Source organism: Novosphingobium cyanobacteriorum (assembly GCF_029436685.1).
Classification (GTDB): Bacteria; Pseudomonadota; Alphaproteobacteria; order Sphingomonadales; family Sphingomonadaceae; genus Novosphingobium; species Novosphingobium cyanobacteriorum.
This window is the reverse complement of sequence record NZ_JAROCY010000027.1, coordinates 30,024-44,419: the sequence shown is the minus strand read 5'-3', so window position 1 is coordinate 44,419 and position 14,396 is coordinate 30,024. Positions and strand designations below refer to the sequence as shown.

The window sequence follows — 14,396 nt, the reverse complement described above, 5'->3', positions numbered from 1 at the left end:
GACGGCGCGCGACGGCATGCGCGGGCCCCTCCCATGGACTACCGGGATAACCGCCTGCCAGACCGATAGGGGGGTCAGTTTTACGCGCCGATCAGGGGGTCAACTTTGAACGCCGATTGACAGCCCTTAAAACCGAAGGGTTTGGTGTCATCAGCCGGATCGATATCCAGCAGACACTCAAGTCGAAGATCGACGTCGATTTCCGGCCTTACACAATTCTTGGGGCGTGCAATCCAGGCCTGGCCCATGAGGCGTTGCAGGTGGAAGACAAGGTCGGGCTGATGCTGCCCTGTAATGTCATTGTCCAACAGTACGGCTCCGGCGAGGTCGAAGTTGCCGCGATTGATCCGGTGGCCTCAATGCAGGCAATCGATAATCCAGAATTGACGAAGGCTGCGCAGGTAGTTCGTGACAAGCTCTCGCGGGTTATCGAACTTTTGCGTCAAGGCGCATCTGAATAATGTCTCGGTCCCATGCCAGAGACGGTGCCGCTGGCAGCGCCAGCTTCTCGCATACGGACGCCGCATTTAGCACCATATTCTATGCAGGAAGGGCCTGCCGCACCCAGGTGACAATGGCAGTAGCTGACATCGCGCCAGATTGGCGGGCAACCTCACGCCCCTTTGAAAATAGGATCAGGGTCGGGATCGAGCGGATTCCATAGCGGGCAGCAACGGCCTGATCGGCTTCCGTGTCCAGCATTCCTAGACGCACTCTGGGTTCGAGTTGGCCGGCGGCCGCAGTGAAGGCGGGAGCCATCTGCTGGCAAGGACCGCACCAGGTTGCCCAGAAATCAACGAGCAGCGGAATGTCGCTTTTGGTAGCGTGTGCACCAAAGTTGGCTGCGGTGAGAACCAAGGGCTGCTTTAGGAATAGCAGCGATCCGCATCGGCCGCACTTGCCTCCCGCGAGAAGCTTATCCTTCGGCACCCGATTTGCAGTCGAGCACGACGGGCAGATCACGATCATCGCACCCGAATTTGTCATTTGGTCACCTCGTACCGCAGGGATGGGATCGCGGAACTCAAATATAAGCCGCAGGCCTGACGACTTTGAGAATGCCGATTCGTGCCAGCCTTGGAAAGCGAGCTTGATCTGGGCCGGAAAACAACCAGCGTTACGGCTCTCTTGCACTTTCGCTCAGAAAATCTGTTTCCAGGAGCGCGCTACCTAGAGAGCTACCTAGCCACTCAAGAGGATGGAATTCCCAATCCCGGAGATAGTCTAACTATCTGTAAGTATTTGGAAATTTGGTGGACGCACTAGGGCTCGAACCTAGGACCCGCTGATTAAGAGTCAGCTGCTCTACCAACTGAGCTATGCGTCCATGCCCTGGCGGGCTTTCCCTCGCGGGGAGCCGCCCCCATAACGATTTCTGCAGGCCTGCCAAGCCCCAATTTGTGTTTTCTACACAAGCCCGCTGCTGCCGCGGCGCGACCAGCGATCCACGGCCATGATCGTGCCGATGCAGATCATGTTCGTCATCATCGAGGAGCCGCCATGGCTGAGGAAGGGAAGGGGAATTCCCACCACCGGGGCAAGGCCCATGACCATCATCATGTTGATGCAGATGTAGAAGAAGATAGTCGTGGTCATGCCCGCAGCCAGCAGCCGCGAGAAGCGGTCAGGCGCGTTCATCGCCACCTTCAGGCCCCAGCGCAGCACGATGGCGAAGATCGCGAGCACGAATAGCCCCCCGATCATGCCCCATTCCTCGCTCATGGTGGCGAAGACGAAGTCGGTGTGCGCCTCGGGCAGGTAATCGAGGTGACTTTGCGATCCGTTGCCGAAGCCCTTGCCCAGAAAGCCGCCTGATCCGATGGCGATCTTGGACTGGGTGATGTGATAACCTGATCCCAGCGGATCGCTTTCCGGATCCATGAACACCAGCACCCGCTTGCGCTGGTAATCGTGCAGCGCGAAGAAGAAAGCGAGGGGCGCGGCGATCGCCCCGGCCACTGCGCCGCCGATGAACAGGCGCAGCGGCAGACCTGCCAGGAACATGATGATGACCGCGCCGAAGCTGATGGCGAGGCCGGTGCCGAGATCGGGCTGCAGCATCACAAGGCCGGCGGGAATGCCGAGCAGGATTGCCGGGGGCAGGATCGCACGCCAGCCGTTCACCTCGCCAACGGGGAGCGAACTGTAGAACCAGGACAGCACCAGCACGATGCCCGGCTTCATCAGTTCGGACGGCTGGAGCGTCATGAAACCGAGATTCAGCCAGCGCTGGCTGCCGCCGCCGATCCCGCCGATCAGTTCCACCAGCACCAGAAGCAAGCACAGGATGGCGTAGATCGGCAGCGCCGAGAGCTTGAACAGGTCCTGCGGAATGCGCGCGATCAGCATCGCCATGACGAGGAAAACGAAGAACCGGGCCACGTGCATGGCCGCCCATGGCTGAAAATGCCCACCGGCCGCCGAATAGAGCACTGCGCCGCCGAACACGACCAGCAGGGTCAGCGGAATGATGACCTGCCAGGGCTGTCGCGCGATGATCTGGGGTATGTAGGCGCGCTGCATCGCTCAGGTGCCCGGAATGGCAGCGGGGGAAGGGCTGGCAACGGGCGCCGGCGCTGATTGCTCTGCGGGATCGGTGATCGGCACGGGCTCGGGCGCGGGCGGTGCGGCATCGGTCTGCGCGGCGGTGGGTTCGGGCATGGGCTTGTTCTCCGCCGCCACTTCCTCGCTCGCCTGCTGCTCGTCGGGCGCGGCAGGCGCGGCGGCGCCATATTGCGCGGCAAAAGCGTTGTACTTTGCGGCCATGCGTTGCTGCACGTTGCCGCCCCACTGCTTTTCGAAGTCTTCGAGCACCGCCATCGCCTTTGCCGGATCGAAGACATAGGTCATCACGTCACGCGCGATTGGATAGGCCGCGCCCGAGCCGCCGCCATGCTCGATGACCACGGCACAGGCGAACTTGGGCTTGTCGAACGGGGCGAAGCAGATGAAGTGACCGTGGTCGCGGTGCTTCCACAGGCCGCCCTTGCCATTGCCGACGTTGAGCCCGACGACCTGCGCGGTGCCGGTCTTGCCCGCCATCTGTACACCTTCGATCGGCAGGCGTGCCTTGCCGGCGGTGCCGCGACCGTTGACCACCTCGTTCATCGCGGCATGGATGTAATCCAGGTGCTCCTGCTTGAAGCCCATGCTTTCAGGCCGCGGGGCGTGGCGATCCAGAAGCAGGCGCGGGCTGAGCTTTAGGCCCGAGGCGATGCGCGAGGCCATTGTCGCCTGCTGCAGCGGGTTCACCAGCATGTAGCCCTGGCCGATGGTGGCGTTGACCGTATCGTAGATCGCCCAATCGGTCTTGTACTTGCGCTTCTTCCAGGCCGGATCCGGCACGGTGCCATAGGATTGGCCCGGATAGGGCATCGGGAATTCCTGGCCCAGCCCCAATCGCTTCGCCATCGTGGCGATGGTGTCCATGCCGATCTGCTGGGCGAAGTGGTAGAAATACACGTCGCAGGACTGGTAGATGCCCTTGGCCATGTTGGTCGTGCCGTGGCCGCGATGGTTCCAGCAATGGAACACGCGGTTGCCCACGCGCAGCCCGCCGGCGCACCCCACCGAGGCCTCGGGATCAAGTCCGGCCTCTAGGAAGGACAGCGCGACCATCGGTTTCACGGTGGAGCCGGGCGGGTAGAGGCCGCGCAGCACCTTGTTGCGCAGGGGCACGTGGTCGTCGTCGGACAGCATCTTCCATTCGATGCGGCCGATGCCGTCGGAAAAGCTGTTGGGATCGAAGCTGGGCATCGAGACCATCGCCAGCACATCGCCGGTCTCGCAGTCCATGACCACGACCGAGCCGCTTTCCAGCCCGATGCGGCGCGCGGCGTAGTCCTGCAGGCCGGCGTTGATGGTCAGCTGGATCGGCTTGCCGGGGACGTCCTCCCTCGTGCCGAGATCGCGCACCACGCGGCCCGATGCGGTGGCTTCCACCCGCCGCGCGCCGGGAACGCCGCGCAGGCGGGTCTCGAAGCTTTTTTCGAGACCGTCCTTGCCGATCTTGAAGCCCGGCGTGATCAGCAGCGGGTTGCGCTCCTTCTCATAATCCTCCGCCGATGCGGGTCCGACATAACCGACCAAGTGGCCGACCGAGGCTCCGGTCGGGTAGAAACGCGAATAACCGCGCTGGGGGATCACGCCCGGCAGTTCCGGCAGGCGTACCGAAACGGCCGCAAACTTCTCCCAATCGAGATTGCTCGCCACCTCCACCGGCTGGAAGCCACGAGCCTTCTCCATCTTGTCCTTGATGTCGCCCACCTTGTCCGCCGTGAGGCCGAGCAGGCCCGAAAGGGTGGAGAGCGTGGCGTCAGCATCGACGACGCGATCGGGGATCAGGTCGACCCGGAAGTCGGCACGGTTCGAAGCCAGCGCTTGCCCGAAGCGATCGAGCACCCAGCCGCGGCGTGGCGGTATGAGTGACAGGTTGACGCGGTTGCTTTCCGAAGCCGCCTTGTACTTGTCATTCTCGAAGATCGCGAGGTATCCGAGACGCACCGCCAGCAGCGTGCCGACGCCGGCCTGCGCCATGCCCAGCACAAAAGTGCGACGTTCGAACTTGTTGGTTAGGATCGCCGAGGTCATCGGCAGCTTCTGCTTCACCGCTACAACCTCCGCAGCGGGAGCAGGCGAATACGGTCAAGCAAGGCGACGGCCCGGTTCACGACCGGGAACAGAACCACGCTGAGCAGCAATTGCGGGCCGACCGAGAGCGGCAAGGGGTATCCGGCGGCAAGGCCCGCAAATGTGGCGGCCAAGACCAGATAACCGGCCAGCAATGCCGACGCTGCCAGCCAATCCTGCACGAAGCCCCGCCACAGGAAGCGACCGTCGATCGCCTCCATCGCCAGCATGGCCGCCGACCACAGGATGATCGCGCTGCCGAGCGGCTGCCCGCTGAACAGATCATCCCACAGGCCGAGGGGCAGCCCTGCCCAAACCGGCAGCAGGCTGGGGCGCAGCATCCGCCATGCCAGCAGCACCATGAAGGCAAGCGGTGGCAGCACCGGGGCGGATGAGACGATCGGCGAGAACGTGGCCATCGAGGCCAGCATGATCGACGCCCACGGCAGGCCCGTTGCCAGCCAGGTTGAAGGCGCGCGGTTGATCCGGTTGCGGACGAGGTCTTCGGGTCTTGCGGGGAGGCGGGGCAGCACCGGCACGTCAGTTTCCGCCGTCAGGCGCGGGACCGGCAACCTTCTGGCTTTCCGCCAGTGCGGCCACGGCGTTCTGCTGGAAGATGGGCAGCACCAGCACGAAATCGGCTTCGGATGGATCGCTGGCCAGATGGCCTTCCGCCCCATCGCGATGGGGCGTGGTGGCCACTGCAACCGGAATGTTGGGCGGATAGATCCCGCCCGAGCCGGAGGTGACGAACACATCGCCCTTGTGGACCGGATTGATGCCCATGTTGATCAGGCGAATCTCGATGCGGCCATTCGATCCGCCCTGGATGAAGGCGGGCAATCCGTCGCTGGCGCGGCGTACGGGGACCACGTTCTCGGGATCGGTCACAAGCAGCACGCGTGCCGTATCGGGTCCGACCTCGATCACGCGGCCCACCAGTCCTGCGGCCGCACGCACCGGCTGGCCCGCGCGCACGCCGGAAGTGGAGCCGACGTTGAGGATTGCGAAGCGCCGCGCACTGGCGGACGTGGAGCCGATCAGGCGTGCCGCCGTGACCGGGCGTTGCGCAGGGTCAACGATTCCGAGAAGCGCCTTGAGCCGCGCGTTTTCCTGCTGCACCGCGCGCATGGTGACGGCATTGGCGCGGGCGGCGGCCACTTCACGGCTGAGCGCGGCGTTCTGCCGGCCCGCGTTGAAGTAGGCACCGATGGCGGCGAAGATGCTCTGCCCGGCAACGCGCGTTTCAGCGCCGGCCTGCCCGGCGGGGCGGGCAATCTCGCTCGCGGCGGCGCGAGCGAATCCGAAGGCTCCGGGATTGACCAGCGAAACAATGAGCAGCACGACCCCGGCCACGAGGCCGAGCACTGCGACCACGTAGCCTGTGAAGATCCCGTACTGCGCCCTGCGCGAAAAGCCCGGGCGCCGGTCCTGCGACCGCGCCATTATCGTTTTCCCCTACGAACCGCGCCCAATGAAACCAAGGCGGGTGCCTTTGCGCCAGCGCGATGAAGGCCGGATGAACCGGCGATCAGGCGGTCATCAACACGCCGCGGTAGATCGGATCTTCCATGGCCCGGCCCGTGCCGAGAGCGACGCACGAAAGCGGGTCTTCGGCCACCGAGACGGGCAGGCCGGTTTCCTCGCGCAGGTGCTCGTCCAGCCCGCGGATCAGCGCGCCGCCACCAGTCAGCACGATGCCCTGGTCCACGATATCGGCGGCCAGTTCAGGTGCGGTGTTCTCAAGCGCGATGCGGACGCCTTCGACGATGGCGCCGATCGGTTCGGACAGCGCTTCGGCCACGTTGGCCTGGGTGATCGTGATTTCCTTGGGCACGCCGTTGACCAGATCGCGTCCCTTGATGTGGATCGTCTCGCCGATGCCGTCGGCCGGCACTGTGGCGATGCCATAGTCCTTCTTGATGCGCTCAGCGGTCGCTTCGCCGATCAGCAGGTTGTGATGGCGGCGGACATAGGAGACGATGGCTTCGTCCATCTTGTCACCACCCACGCGCACGCTGGTGGTGTAGGCAAGGCCGCGCAGCGAAAGCACGGCGACTTCGGTGGTGCCGCCGCCGATGTCGACGACCATCGAGCCGACCGGTTCGGTAACCGGCATGTCCGCGCCGATGGCGGCGGCCATGGGTTCAAGGATCAGGTAGACCTGGCTGGCCCCGGCGTTGCTGGCGGCGTCACGGATGGCGCGGCGTTCCACCGAGGTGGAGCCCGAAGGCACGCAGATCACGATTTCCGGATAGCGCAGCAGGCTCTTCTTGCCGTGAACCTTCTGGATGAAGTGCTTGATCATCGCTTCGGCCACTTCGATGTCGGCGATCACGCCGTCGCGCAAGGGGCGGATCGCCTCGATGTTGTCGGGCGTCTTGCCCATCATCATCTTGGCGTCATCGCCCACGGCCTTCACCTTCTTGATGCCATTGATGGTCTCGATGGCGACGACCGAGGGTTCGTTCAGCACGATGCCGCGATCCTGAACATAGACCAGCGTGTTGGCAGTGCCGAGGTCGATCGCAATGTTCTGGGAACCGAACTTGAAGAATCGGGAAATCATCGAGGCCATCAGGAAATCCGTGAAGAATCCGAGGGTTGGGGCATGGAAATGCACCGCCCCCCAAAATTGGGTGCGTCCAGCGAAGGCGGCTCATTAGCGCACCGCTGCGGCAAAACCCAACAATTTGTGCGGCAAGTGCGGGATAACTCCAGCCATCCGTCTCGAAATGCCGCGCACTCGTCGCTAGGCTATGCACGACCATGCCAGAACGCGTCCGCACCATCCGCAGGTTGCCCGAAACCCTGATCAACCGCATCGCCGCGGGCGAGGTCGTGGAGCGGCCTGCAAGCGCGCTCAAGGAGCTGGTGGAGAATGCCATCGACGCCGGCGCAGGAACGATTTCGGTGCGGTTGGCCGAGGGCGGGCTGGGCCTGATCGAGGTGACGGACGACGGCTGCGGCATGCGTGCGGACGAGATCGCGCTGGCACTGGAACGCCATGCGACGAGCAAGTTGCCCGAGGGACTGATTGGCGAAGGCGAATCGATCGAGCTCGTTGAGACGCTGGGCTTCCGCGGTGAAGCGCTCCCCTCCATCGCATCGGTTGCGCGCGTGACGATCGAAAGCCGCAGTCGCGAGACGGGTGAGGCGTGGAAGCGGGTTGTCGACCATGGCGAGCTGGTTGGCGACGGGCCGGCCGCCTTGCCACCGGGGACGCGGGTGCGGGTAGAAGACCTGTTTGCGCGCATTCCTGCGAGGCGCAAGTTCCTGCGTTCTCCGCGCAGCGAGTGGGCGGCGTCGCTTGAGGTGGTGCGGCGGCTGGCGATGGCGCGGCCGGATATCGGGTTCACGCTGGAACACGACGGACGACGCGCGCTGCAGGTCCAGCCGCACGAGACGTTAGAGGCGCGGGTCGCACAACTGGTTGCACGCGAATTGAAGGACAATGCGGTCGCGGTGGATCTGGTCCGCGGCGACTATCACCTGATGGGCGTGGCCGGGCTGCCCACCTACAATCGCGGAGTGGCGGACCACCAATACCTGTTCGTCAACGGCAGGCCGGTGAAGGACAAGCTGCTGATCGGCGCGGTGCGAGGTGCCTATTCCGATATGCTGGCGCGTGACCGGCATGCCGTGCTGGCGCTGTTCCTGCAGGTGCCCGCCAGCGAAGTGGACGTGAATGTCCACCCCGCCAAGACCGAGGTGCGTTTCCGCGATCCGGCGCTGGTGCGCGGCATGATCGTCAGCGGTCTGCGCCATGCGCTGTCCACCGGAGACAGGCGGAGCGCGCAGCAGCCCGATGCCGCGGCCATGCAGGCCTGGCGGGCGGAGCCGATCGCGCCTTCGCCGCCAGCTCCGCTGTTTCCGCAGGAAGCACAGCGAAGCATCTTCGCCGCGCCACAATGGCGCCCCGAACCGCGCGTTACCGAGGCCGGGCAGGCATGGCGCGGCTATGAAGCGGGGGTTCTGGCACCTCCGGTGGCCAGGGCCGAGCAGGCGACCGAAGCGGCTCCCGAGCCTGCGGAATACCCGCTTGGCGTGGCGCGTGGGCAGGTCGCCAACACCTATATCGTGGCTGAGGCGGCAGATGGGCTGGTGATCGTGGACCAGCATGCCGCGCACGAACGACTGGTTCTGGAACGCCTGCGTTCCGCTGGCGCGGGCGAGGGCAGCGCGCCCTCGCAGGCGCTGCTGATCCCCGAGGTTGTCGATCTGGACGAACCTGCCTGTGATCGGCTGGAAGAGGCGGCGGGGAGGCTGGCGGAGTTCGGCCTGGCGCTCGAACGGTTCGGCCCTGCGGCGATGCTGGTGCGCGCCGTGCCCGCGGCGCTGGCCAAGGGCGATCCGCAGGCGCTGGTGCGCGACGTGGCCGACGACCTGGCAAAGAACGGTGAAGCCCTGCTGCTTGGCGAGCGGCTCGATCTCGTACTTGCGACGATGGCCTGCCACGGGTCAGTGCGTGCGGGGCGCGCGCTGTCGGTGGCGGAGATGAACGCATTGCTCCGGGAGATGGAGGCTACGCCGCGATCGGGCCAATGCAACCATGGCCGCCCCACCTGGGTCAAGCTGGCGCATGGCGACATCGAGAAGCTGTTCGGACGAAAGTAGGGTCAGCGCACGCCGATCACTTCCTCCTGCTTCCACGGGGTGATCGGATCGGCACTGCGCTGCTGAAAGGCTTTGGGCAGTTCCTCGACCATGTCCCACGTCGCGGCGAGGCGACCCATGCCGATGCAGATCGCGGCATAGACGCCAAGCTCGACGATCTCGGCCTCGGTGAACTGCGACTTTAGCTTTTCGTAGTAGGCGTCGTCGATCGAAAGGTGATTGGTGGCGAGGCGTTCGCCGTAGTCGATGGCGAGCTTTTCGCGCTCGGTCAGGTCTTCGGCCTCGGCAGGGCGTTCGAGCGAGCACACGAGGTCTTCGTCCACGCCGTCGGCCGCCGCTGGAGCATAGCGGATGGCCATGCAGCTGCGGCACTGGTTGTGGAAGGCGATCCGCAGGCGCATCAGCTCGGCCATGCGTTCCGGCAGGGTGCGATCCCCGCGCAACGCGCCGAAGAACTGGACGAAGCCGGCTGCGGTCTTTGGCTTGTGCGCCATGATGCGCAACGTGCCGCGTTCCAGCGTGCTCATGGTTTCAGGGTGGGTGAGCGCGCGCAGTTCGTCGCTCCACCCATCGTGTTCGATCAACGTGATGCGGCTCATGACCGGTGCCTTTCGTTTTCTCCCGTACAACAGGAACACATGGAGAAGGGCTTGCGGCAATGCGTACTTGTTATAGGCTCCGATCAAACGAGACGGGGGATCGGATGAAGACGTGCATTGGCCTGGTCGTGCCGCTGTTCCTGGCTGCCTGCTCCGGGCAGGGTGAGGACAAGGCGGCGCAGGACGCCAGGGACATTGCCGCGGTAAAGGCGGCGCAGAATGCCAAGCCGCCAGCCAAGCCGATCACGCCGCAGCCGATCGTCTATTTCGATATCGTGTCCAACAAGTTCTATGGTTCCGGCTGCAATTTCGTTGCCGTGGATGGTGGTATGGGCGCCGCGCTGCTCGCGCAGGAAGAGCGCGGGATCATCAAGCTGGACGACAAGCCGGTGGTGCTGGCGGCGGACAAGGGCAGCACCAAGCTGCCACAGGGCGCATGGTCGCACTATGTCGGGAAGGAATACGCGTTGACGCTGACAAAGATCGAGGGCGGGAAGGCGACCAGGAACGGCCTTGTCGATATGTTCGATGCGCAGCTGACGATCACCGATCCCCACGATCAGGTTGTGTACAACAGCAAGGGCACGGCCCAATGCAAGCCGATGTAGGGCAAGCCTTGGTGTAGCCGGTCAATCACTTCCGCCCGGATCGCGCGTGGCGATCATGGCCAGCGCGGTGTAGGTCATGACCGGCACATCGTGCTGGTTGAACACGGTGGTCTTGGTGCGGAACAGGCCCATTTCGGGCTTGGACTTGCTGCGGCGCTTTTCGACCACGGTAGATTCCACGCGCAGCGTGTCTCCAGGATAGACCGGGGTCAGCCAGCGCAGTTCGTCCATCCCCGGCGAGCCGAGCCCGGCGTGGCCATTGTCCGTGTGGTTGGCGACGATCATCGCCATCGTCATCGCGCAGGTATGCCAGCCGCTGGCCGAAAGGCGGCCGAAGTGGGTCTTCGCTGCCGCCTCGTCGTCGAGGTGAAAGGCCTGGGGATCGTATTTGCGGGCAAAGTCGATCACTTCCTCACGCGTGACCTCATAGTGGCCGAAGCGGTTGGGGACGCCGATCTCAAGGTCTTCGTAGTACTGCATGTGCCGGGTTTGGTCCGCGCCATCGGCTGTGTCAACCGATCGGTTAAATCATCGGGCGCGCCAGCATCCACAGCGCCATGCCGACCATCGCCACGTTCTCGGTCAACGAGACAAAGCCCAGCGGGACCCGGCCTGATCCACCGACGCAGGCGCATTTCAGTTCGCGCTTCTGCACGTAAACCGCATGGAAGACCGATACGCCGCCCACGCCGCCGATAAACAGCGCGATGGGGATCGACAGCCAGTCAAGCGCCCTTGCCGCCATCAGCACCCCGGCCAGCGCCTCGAGAAAAGGGTATGCGTAGGCAAAGGGCACAAAGCGACGAGCCAGCAGGTCGTAACCGAGGAACATCGTGGCGAAACGATCGACGTCCTGCAGCTTGAGCATGGCGAGGATCGCCATCGCGAACGCGACGAACCATTCGAGCGCGCGCGGTGTGAAGGGCGAGGTGAAAACCGTGAAGCTGACCGCCATGGCGAGGGCGGCGGCGATGGCAAACACCGCCAGCACCGGCACATAGCTGACGGCGTCGGGATCGGCGACCTTGAGGCCGAGGAAGCGCCGGGTATCGTCGTGCCCACCAATCCGCTGCCCATCGATGAACACCTGCGGCGTGGTTTTCACTCCATGTTCGGCCTTGAACGCCTCGGTTTCCTCGCGCGTGGTCAGCCAGTGGTCCTCGACGATGAAGCCCTTGCGCTCGAGCAGGTGCTTCACTTTCACGCCATAGGGGCAGAGGTGTCTGGGCATGACCATGCGATAGAGCACGGCACGGCGGGATGGGGTGGAGGAATGGTGGTTTCCGTTCATGGAGACCCTTATACATTCCGTACCAAGGTACGGAGTCAACAATGGCCCTGACGATTGCGGAACTGGCGCATGCAGGTGGCGTGGGCGTGGAAACGGTGCGCTTCTATCAACGCAAGGGGTTGCTGCCCGATCCCCGTCCCGGTCGCAAAATGCGTTCGGCAGGCATCCGGCACTACGGCGCAGGCGATGTCCGCACGCTGCGCTTCATCCGCGGCGCACAGGGTGCCGGCTTCACGCTGGCGGAGATCGCGGAATTGCTTGCGCTTGATTCGGGAACCGACCGGCCACGCGTGCGCGCATTGGCCAACGCCAGGCTGGAAATGATCGATGCGCAGATCGCGGCGCTGAAACAGGCGCGCAAGGCATTGCGGCGCCTTACGAAGGAATGCGCCCACGGCGAAGCCGGGCCATGCCCGATCATCGCCGCGTTCGAAGCAGGCTGATCGAAATCAGACGTTGAACTTGAAGTGCAGGACGTCGCCGTCCTTCACCACGTATTCCTTGCCTTCCTGGCGCAGCTTGCCCGCATCGCGCGCGGCAGATTCACCGCCTAGCGAGACGAAATCGTCATAGGCGATGGTCTCGGCACGGATGAAGCCGCGCTGCATGTCGGAGTGGATCTCGCCCGCGGCGTCCGGCGCCTTGGCGCCCTGATGCACGGTCCATGCCCGCGCTTCCTTGGGTCCGACGGTAAAGAATGTGATCAGGTGCAGCAGCTCGTACCCCGCGCGGATCACGCGGGCGAGGCCGGTTTCGTGCAGGCCCATTTCCTCAAGGAACACGGTGCGCTCTTCGGGATCCATGCCGACCAGTTCGGATTCGATGGCTGCGGACACGATCACGGCATTGGCGCCTTCCGCCTTGGCCTTTTCGAACACGCGGGCGGAAAAGGCGTTGCCGTTGGCGGCGCTTTCCTCTTCCACGTTGCAGACATAGAGCACCGGCTTGGCGGTAAGCAGCTGCGCCTGGCGGAACACGCGCGCTTCCTCGTCATCGCGGGGCTGGGTGAGCCGCGCGGGCTTGCCTTCGCGCAGCAGCTCCAGCGCCTGGCCCAGCACCGAGGCGATCACCTTGGATTCCTTGTCGCCCGCCTTGGCTTTCTTCTCGGCCGCGGGCACCCGCTTTTCCAGGCTTTCCAGGTCCGACAGCATCAGTTCGGTCTCGACCGTCTCGGCGTCCGAGATCGGATCGACCTTGTTGTCGACGTGCTGGATGTCGTCGTTCTCGAAGCAGCGCAGCACATGGACGATGGCGTCGACCTCGCGGATATTGCCGAGGAACTGGTTGCCCAGGCCTTCACCCTTGGATGCGCCCCGCACCAGTCCGGCAATGTCAACAAAGCCCAGCTGGGTCGGGATGATCTTCTGGCTGCCGGCGATTTCGGCCAGCTTGTCCAGCCGCGGATCGGGCACGCCGACGTTGCCGACGTTCGGCTCGATCGTGCAGAACGGATAGTTTGCCGCCTGCGCCGCCTGCGTCTCCGTCAACGCGTTGAACAGCGTCGACTTGCCCACGTTCGGCAGCCCTACGATCCCGCAGCGAAATCCCATCGAAGAAGTCCTTGTTCGGCGCGCGCGTGAAAAGGGTGGGCGCCCGGTCTTTACGTGGGCCGCGCGATGGTATGCTATGCCCGCGAGGTCAAGGGGGAGCGTGGGAATTGCGCAAGCTGATGGCGGTTTTGCTGGCGGCACTTGCCGTGCTGGGCCCGCGTGCGACCGAGGCGAAGGACCTTGCCATGGCGCGTGCGGTGAAAGTGACCACGCTATCGACCATGCTCGCCGACGAAGGGCTGGGCGAGTGGGGCTATTCCGCGCTGGTGGAAGTGGATGGGCGCAAGGTGCTGTTTGACTCCGGAGCCAACCCGGATGTGGTGCTGCACAACGCCAGGGCGATGGGCATCGATCTTTCCGACGTGGAAGACGTGATCATTTCACACTTCCACGATGATCACACCGGGGGGCTGATGACCCTGCGCAAGGCTCTGATGGCGAAGAATCCGAAATCCCTCTCGCGACTGCATGTGGGCGAAGGCATCTTCGCTCCGCGCTTCGAAAAGGACGGTAAGCCGGCAAACACCTTTCCCATGCTGGCCGATGCGTTTCGCGCGAGTGGCGGGCAGGTGATCGTCCATGCAGTACCGACGGAAATCGTGCCCGGTGCATGGCTGACGGGGCCGGTTCCGCGCCATCATGCGGAAACCAACTGGAATCCCGGCCTGATGATGGATGAAGGCGGCAAACGCGTGGCGGATTACCTGCCAGAGGACAGTTCGCTGGTGATGCCGACCGCACAGGGCAGCGTGATCGTGACCGGGTGCGGCCATGCGGGAATCATGAACATTGCCGACGCCGCGCAGGCGATGACCGGCAATGAACCCTTGCTGGCGGTGATCGGCGGCGTCCACCTGTTCGCCAAGCCGGATGCGGTGTTGGTGGAAACTGCGGCGCGGCTGAAAGGTCTGCGCTACCTGCTGGGCGGCCACTGCACCGGGATCGAGGCGACGGTGCGGCTGCGTGAACTGCTTGCGCTTGATCGGCACACTGCCGTGGTCGCGGCGGTGGGATCGCGGTTCGTGCTGGGCAAGGGCATCGACGCCGGAATGATCGCGGGCTGGGCCGGATGATCGATTGGCGAAATTCACATGATTTTCAG

The 14,396-nt window shown here is 64.2% G+C and carries 15 protein-coding genes and 1 tRNA gene; 5 read left to right on the top strand and 11 right to left on the bottom strand.

Annotated elements, in window-relative coordinates; translation table 11 throughout:
- Positions 1-116: 116 nt before the first annotated feature.
- Positions 117-461, top strand: coding sequence for a DUF302 domain-containing protein (locus tag POM99_RS19760; RefSeq protein WP_277280407.1), 345 nt, complete (start codon positions 117-119; stop codon positions 459-461).
- A 79-nt stretch (positions 462-540) separates the two neighbouring features.
- Here POM99_RS19760 and trxC read toward each other — a convergent pair whose 3' ends face one another.
- The 7 genes from trxC to POM99_RS19725 all read right to left on the bottom strand — a co-directional run bounded on the left by trxC (position 541) and on the right by POM99_RS19725 (position 7,207).
- On the bottom strand, positions 541-987 hold the full coding sequence (trxC, locus tag POM99_RS19755; protein WP_066557096.1) for a thioredoxin TrxC: 447 nt from the start codon (positions 985-987) through the stop codon (positions 541-543).
- Between the two features lie 264 nt (positions 988-1,251).
- Positions 1,252-1,327 (bottom strand) — tRNA-Lys (locus tag POM99_RS19750).
- Positions 1,328-1,407: 80 nt separating this feature from the next.
- A complete protein-coding gene (rodA, locus tag POM99_RS19745; protein WP_277280406.1) occupies positions 1,408-2,523 on the bottom strand; it encodes a rod shape-determining protein RodA in 1,116 nt (371 codons plus the stop codon).
- Between the two features lie 3 nt (positions 2,524-2,526).
- On the bottom strand, positions 2,527-4,608 hold the full coding sequence (mrdA, locus tag POM99_RS19740) for a penicillin-binding protein 2 (protein WP_438823033.1): 2,082 nt from the start codon (positions 4,606-4,608) through the stop codon (positions 2,527-2,529).
- Positions 4,609-4,610: 2 nt separating this feature from the next.
- Positions 4,611-5,162 carry a rod shape-determining protein MreD gene (locus POM99_RS19735; protein WP_313792152.1) on the bottom strand — a complete coding sequence of 184 codons (552 nt, stop codon included), beginning with the start codon at positions 5,160-5,162 and terminating at the stop codon, positions 4,611-4,613.
- A gap of 7 nt (positions 5,163-5,169) precedes the next feature.
- Positions 5,170-6,075 (bottom strand): rod shape-determining protein MreC, encoded by a 906-nt coding sequence (gene mreC, locus POM99_RS19730; protein ID WP_277280405.1) that lies wholly within the window; start codon positions 6,073-6,075, stop codon positions 5,170-5,172.
- 85 nt (positions 6,076-6,160) lie between these two features.
- Positions 6,161-7,207, bottom strand: coding sequence for a rod shape-determining protein (locus POM99_RS19725; protein ID WP_277280404.1), 1,047 nt, complete (start codon positions 7,205-7,207; stop codon positions 6,161-6,163).
- 191 nt (positions 7,208-7,398) lie between these two features.
- Between POM99_RS19725 and mutL the strand changes: the two genes are divergently transcribed.
- Complete coding sequence (mutL, locus tag POM99_RS19720; protein WP_277280403.1) at positions 7,399-9,246, top strand: DNA mismatch repair endonuclease MutL; 1,848 nt, start codon at positions 7,399-7,401, stop codon at positions 9,244-9,246.
- 2 nt (positions 9,247-9,248) lie between these two features.
- On the opposite strand, the gene POM99_RS19715 is transcribed toward mutL, so the two are convergent.
- Complete coding sequence (locus tag POM99_RS19715; RefSeq protein WP_277280402.1) at positions 9,249-9,845, bottom strand: carboxymuconolactone decarboxylase family protein; 597 nt, start codon at positions 9,843-9,845, stop codon at positions 9,249-9,251.
- A gap of 104 nt (positions 9,846-9,949) precedes the next feature.
- On the opposite strand from POM99_RS19715, the gene POM99_RS19710 reads away from it, so the two are divergent.
- The gene (locus POM99_RS19710; protein ID WP_277280401.1) at positions 9,950-10,453 is read left to right on the top strand and encodes a hypothetical protein; all 504 of its coding nucleotides are present in this window, start codon (positions 9,950-9,952) and stop codon (positions 10,451-10,453) included.
- 21 nt (positions 10,454-10,474) lie between these two features.
- Here the strand turns inward: POM99_RS19710 and POM99_RS19705 are convergent, their stop codons facing one another.
- Positions 10,475-10,933: a MaoC family dehydratase gene (locus POM99_RS19705; protein ID WP_277280400.1), complete on the bottom strand. Its 459-nt coding sequence runs from the start codon at positions 10,931-10,933 to the stop codon at positions 10,475-10,477.
- A gap of 43 nt (positions 10,934-10,976) precedes the next feature.
- Positions 10,977-11,744 (bottom strand): glutaredoxin family protein, encoded by a 768-nt coding sequence (locus POM99_RS19700; protein WP_277280399.1) that lies wholly within the window; start codon positions 11,742-11,744, stop codon positions 10,977-10,979.
- A gap of 41 nt (positions 11,745-11,785) precedes the next feature.
- Between POM99_RS19700 and POM99_RS19695 the strand changes: the two genes are divergently transcribed.
- Positions 11,786-12,187 carry a MerR family DNA-binding protein gene (locus tag POM99_RS19695; RefSeq protein WP_277280398.1) on the top strand — a complete coding sequence of 134 codons (402 nt, stop codon included), beginning with the start codon at positions 11,786-11,788 and terminating at the stop codon, positions 12,185-12,187.
- Between the two features lie 6 nt (positions 12,188-12,193).
- Here POM99_RS19695 and ychF read toward each other — a convergent pair whose 3' ends face one another.
- The gene (gene ychF, locus POM99_RS19690) at positions 12,194-13,294 is read right to left on the bottom strand and encodes a redox-regulated ATPase YchF (protein WP_277280397.1); all 1,101 of its coding nucleotides are present in this window, start codon (positions 13,292-13,294) and stop codon (positions 12,194-12,196) included.
- A gap of 119 nt (positions 13,295-13,413) precedes the next feature.
- On the opposite strand from ychF, the gene POM99_RS19685 reads away from it, so the two are divergent.
- A complete protein-coding gene (locus POM99_RS19685) occupies positions 13,414-14,367 on the top strand; it encodes an MBL fold metallo-hydrolase (RefSeq protein ID WP_277280396.1) in 954 nt (317 codons plus the stop codon).
- Positions 14,368-14,396: the final 29 nt, after the last annotated feature.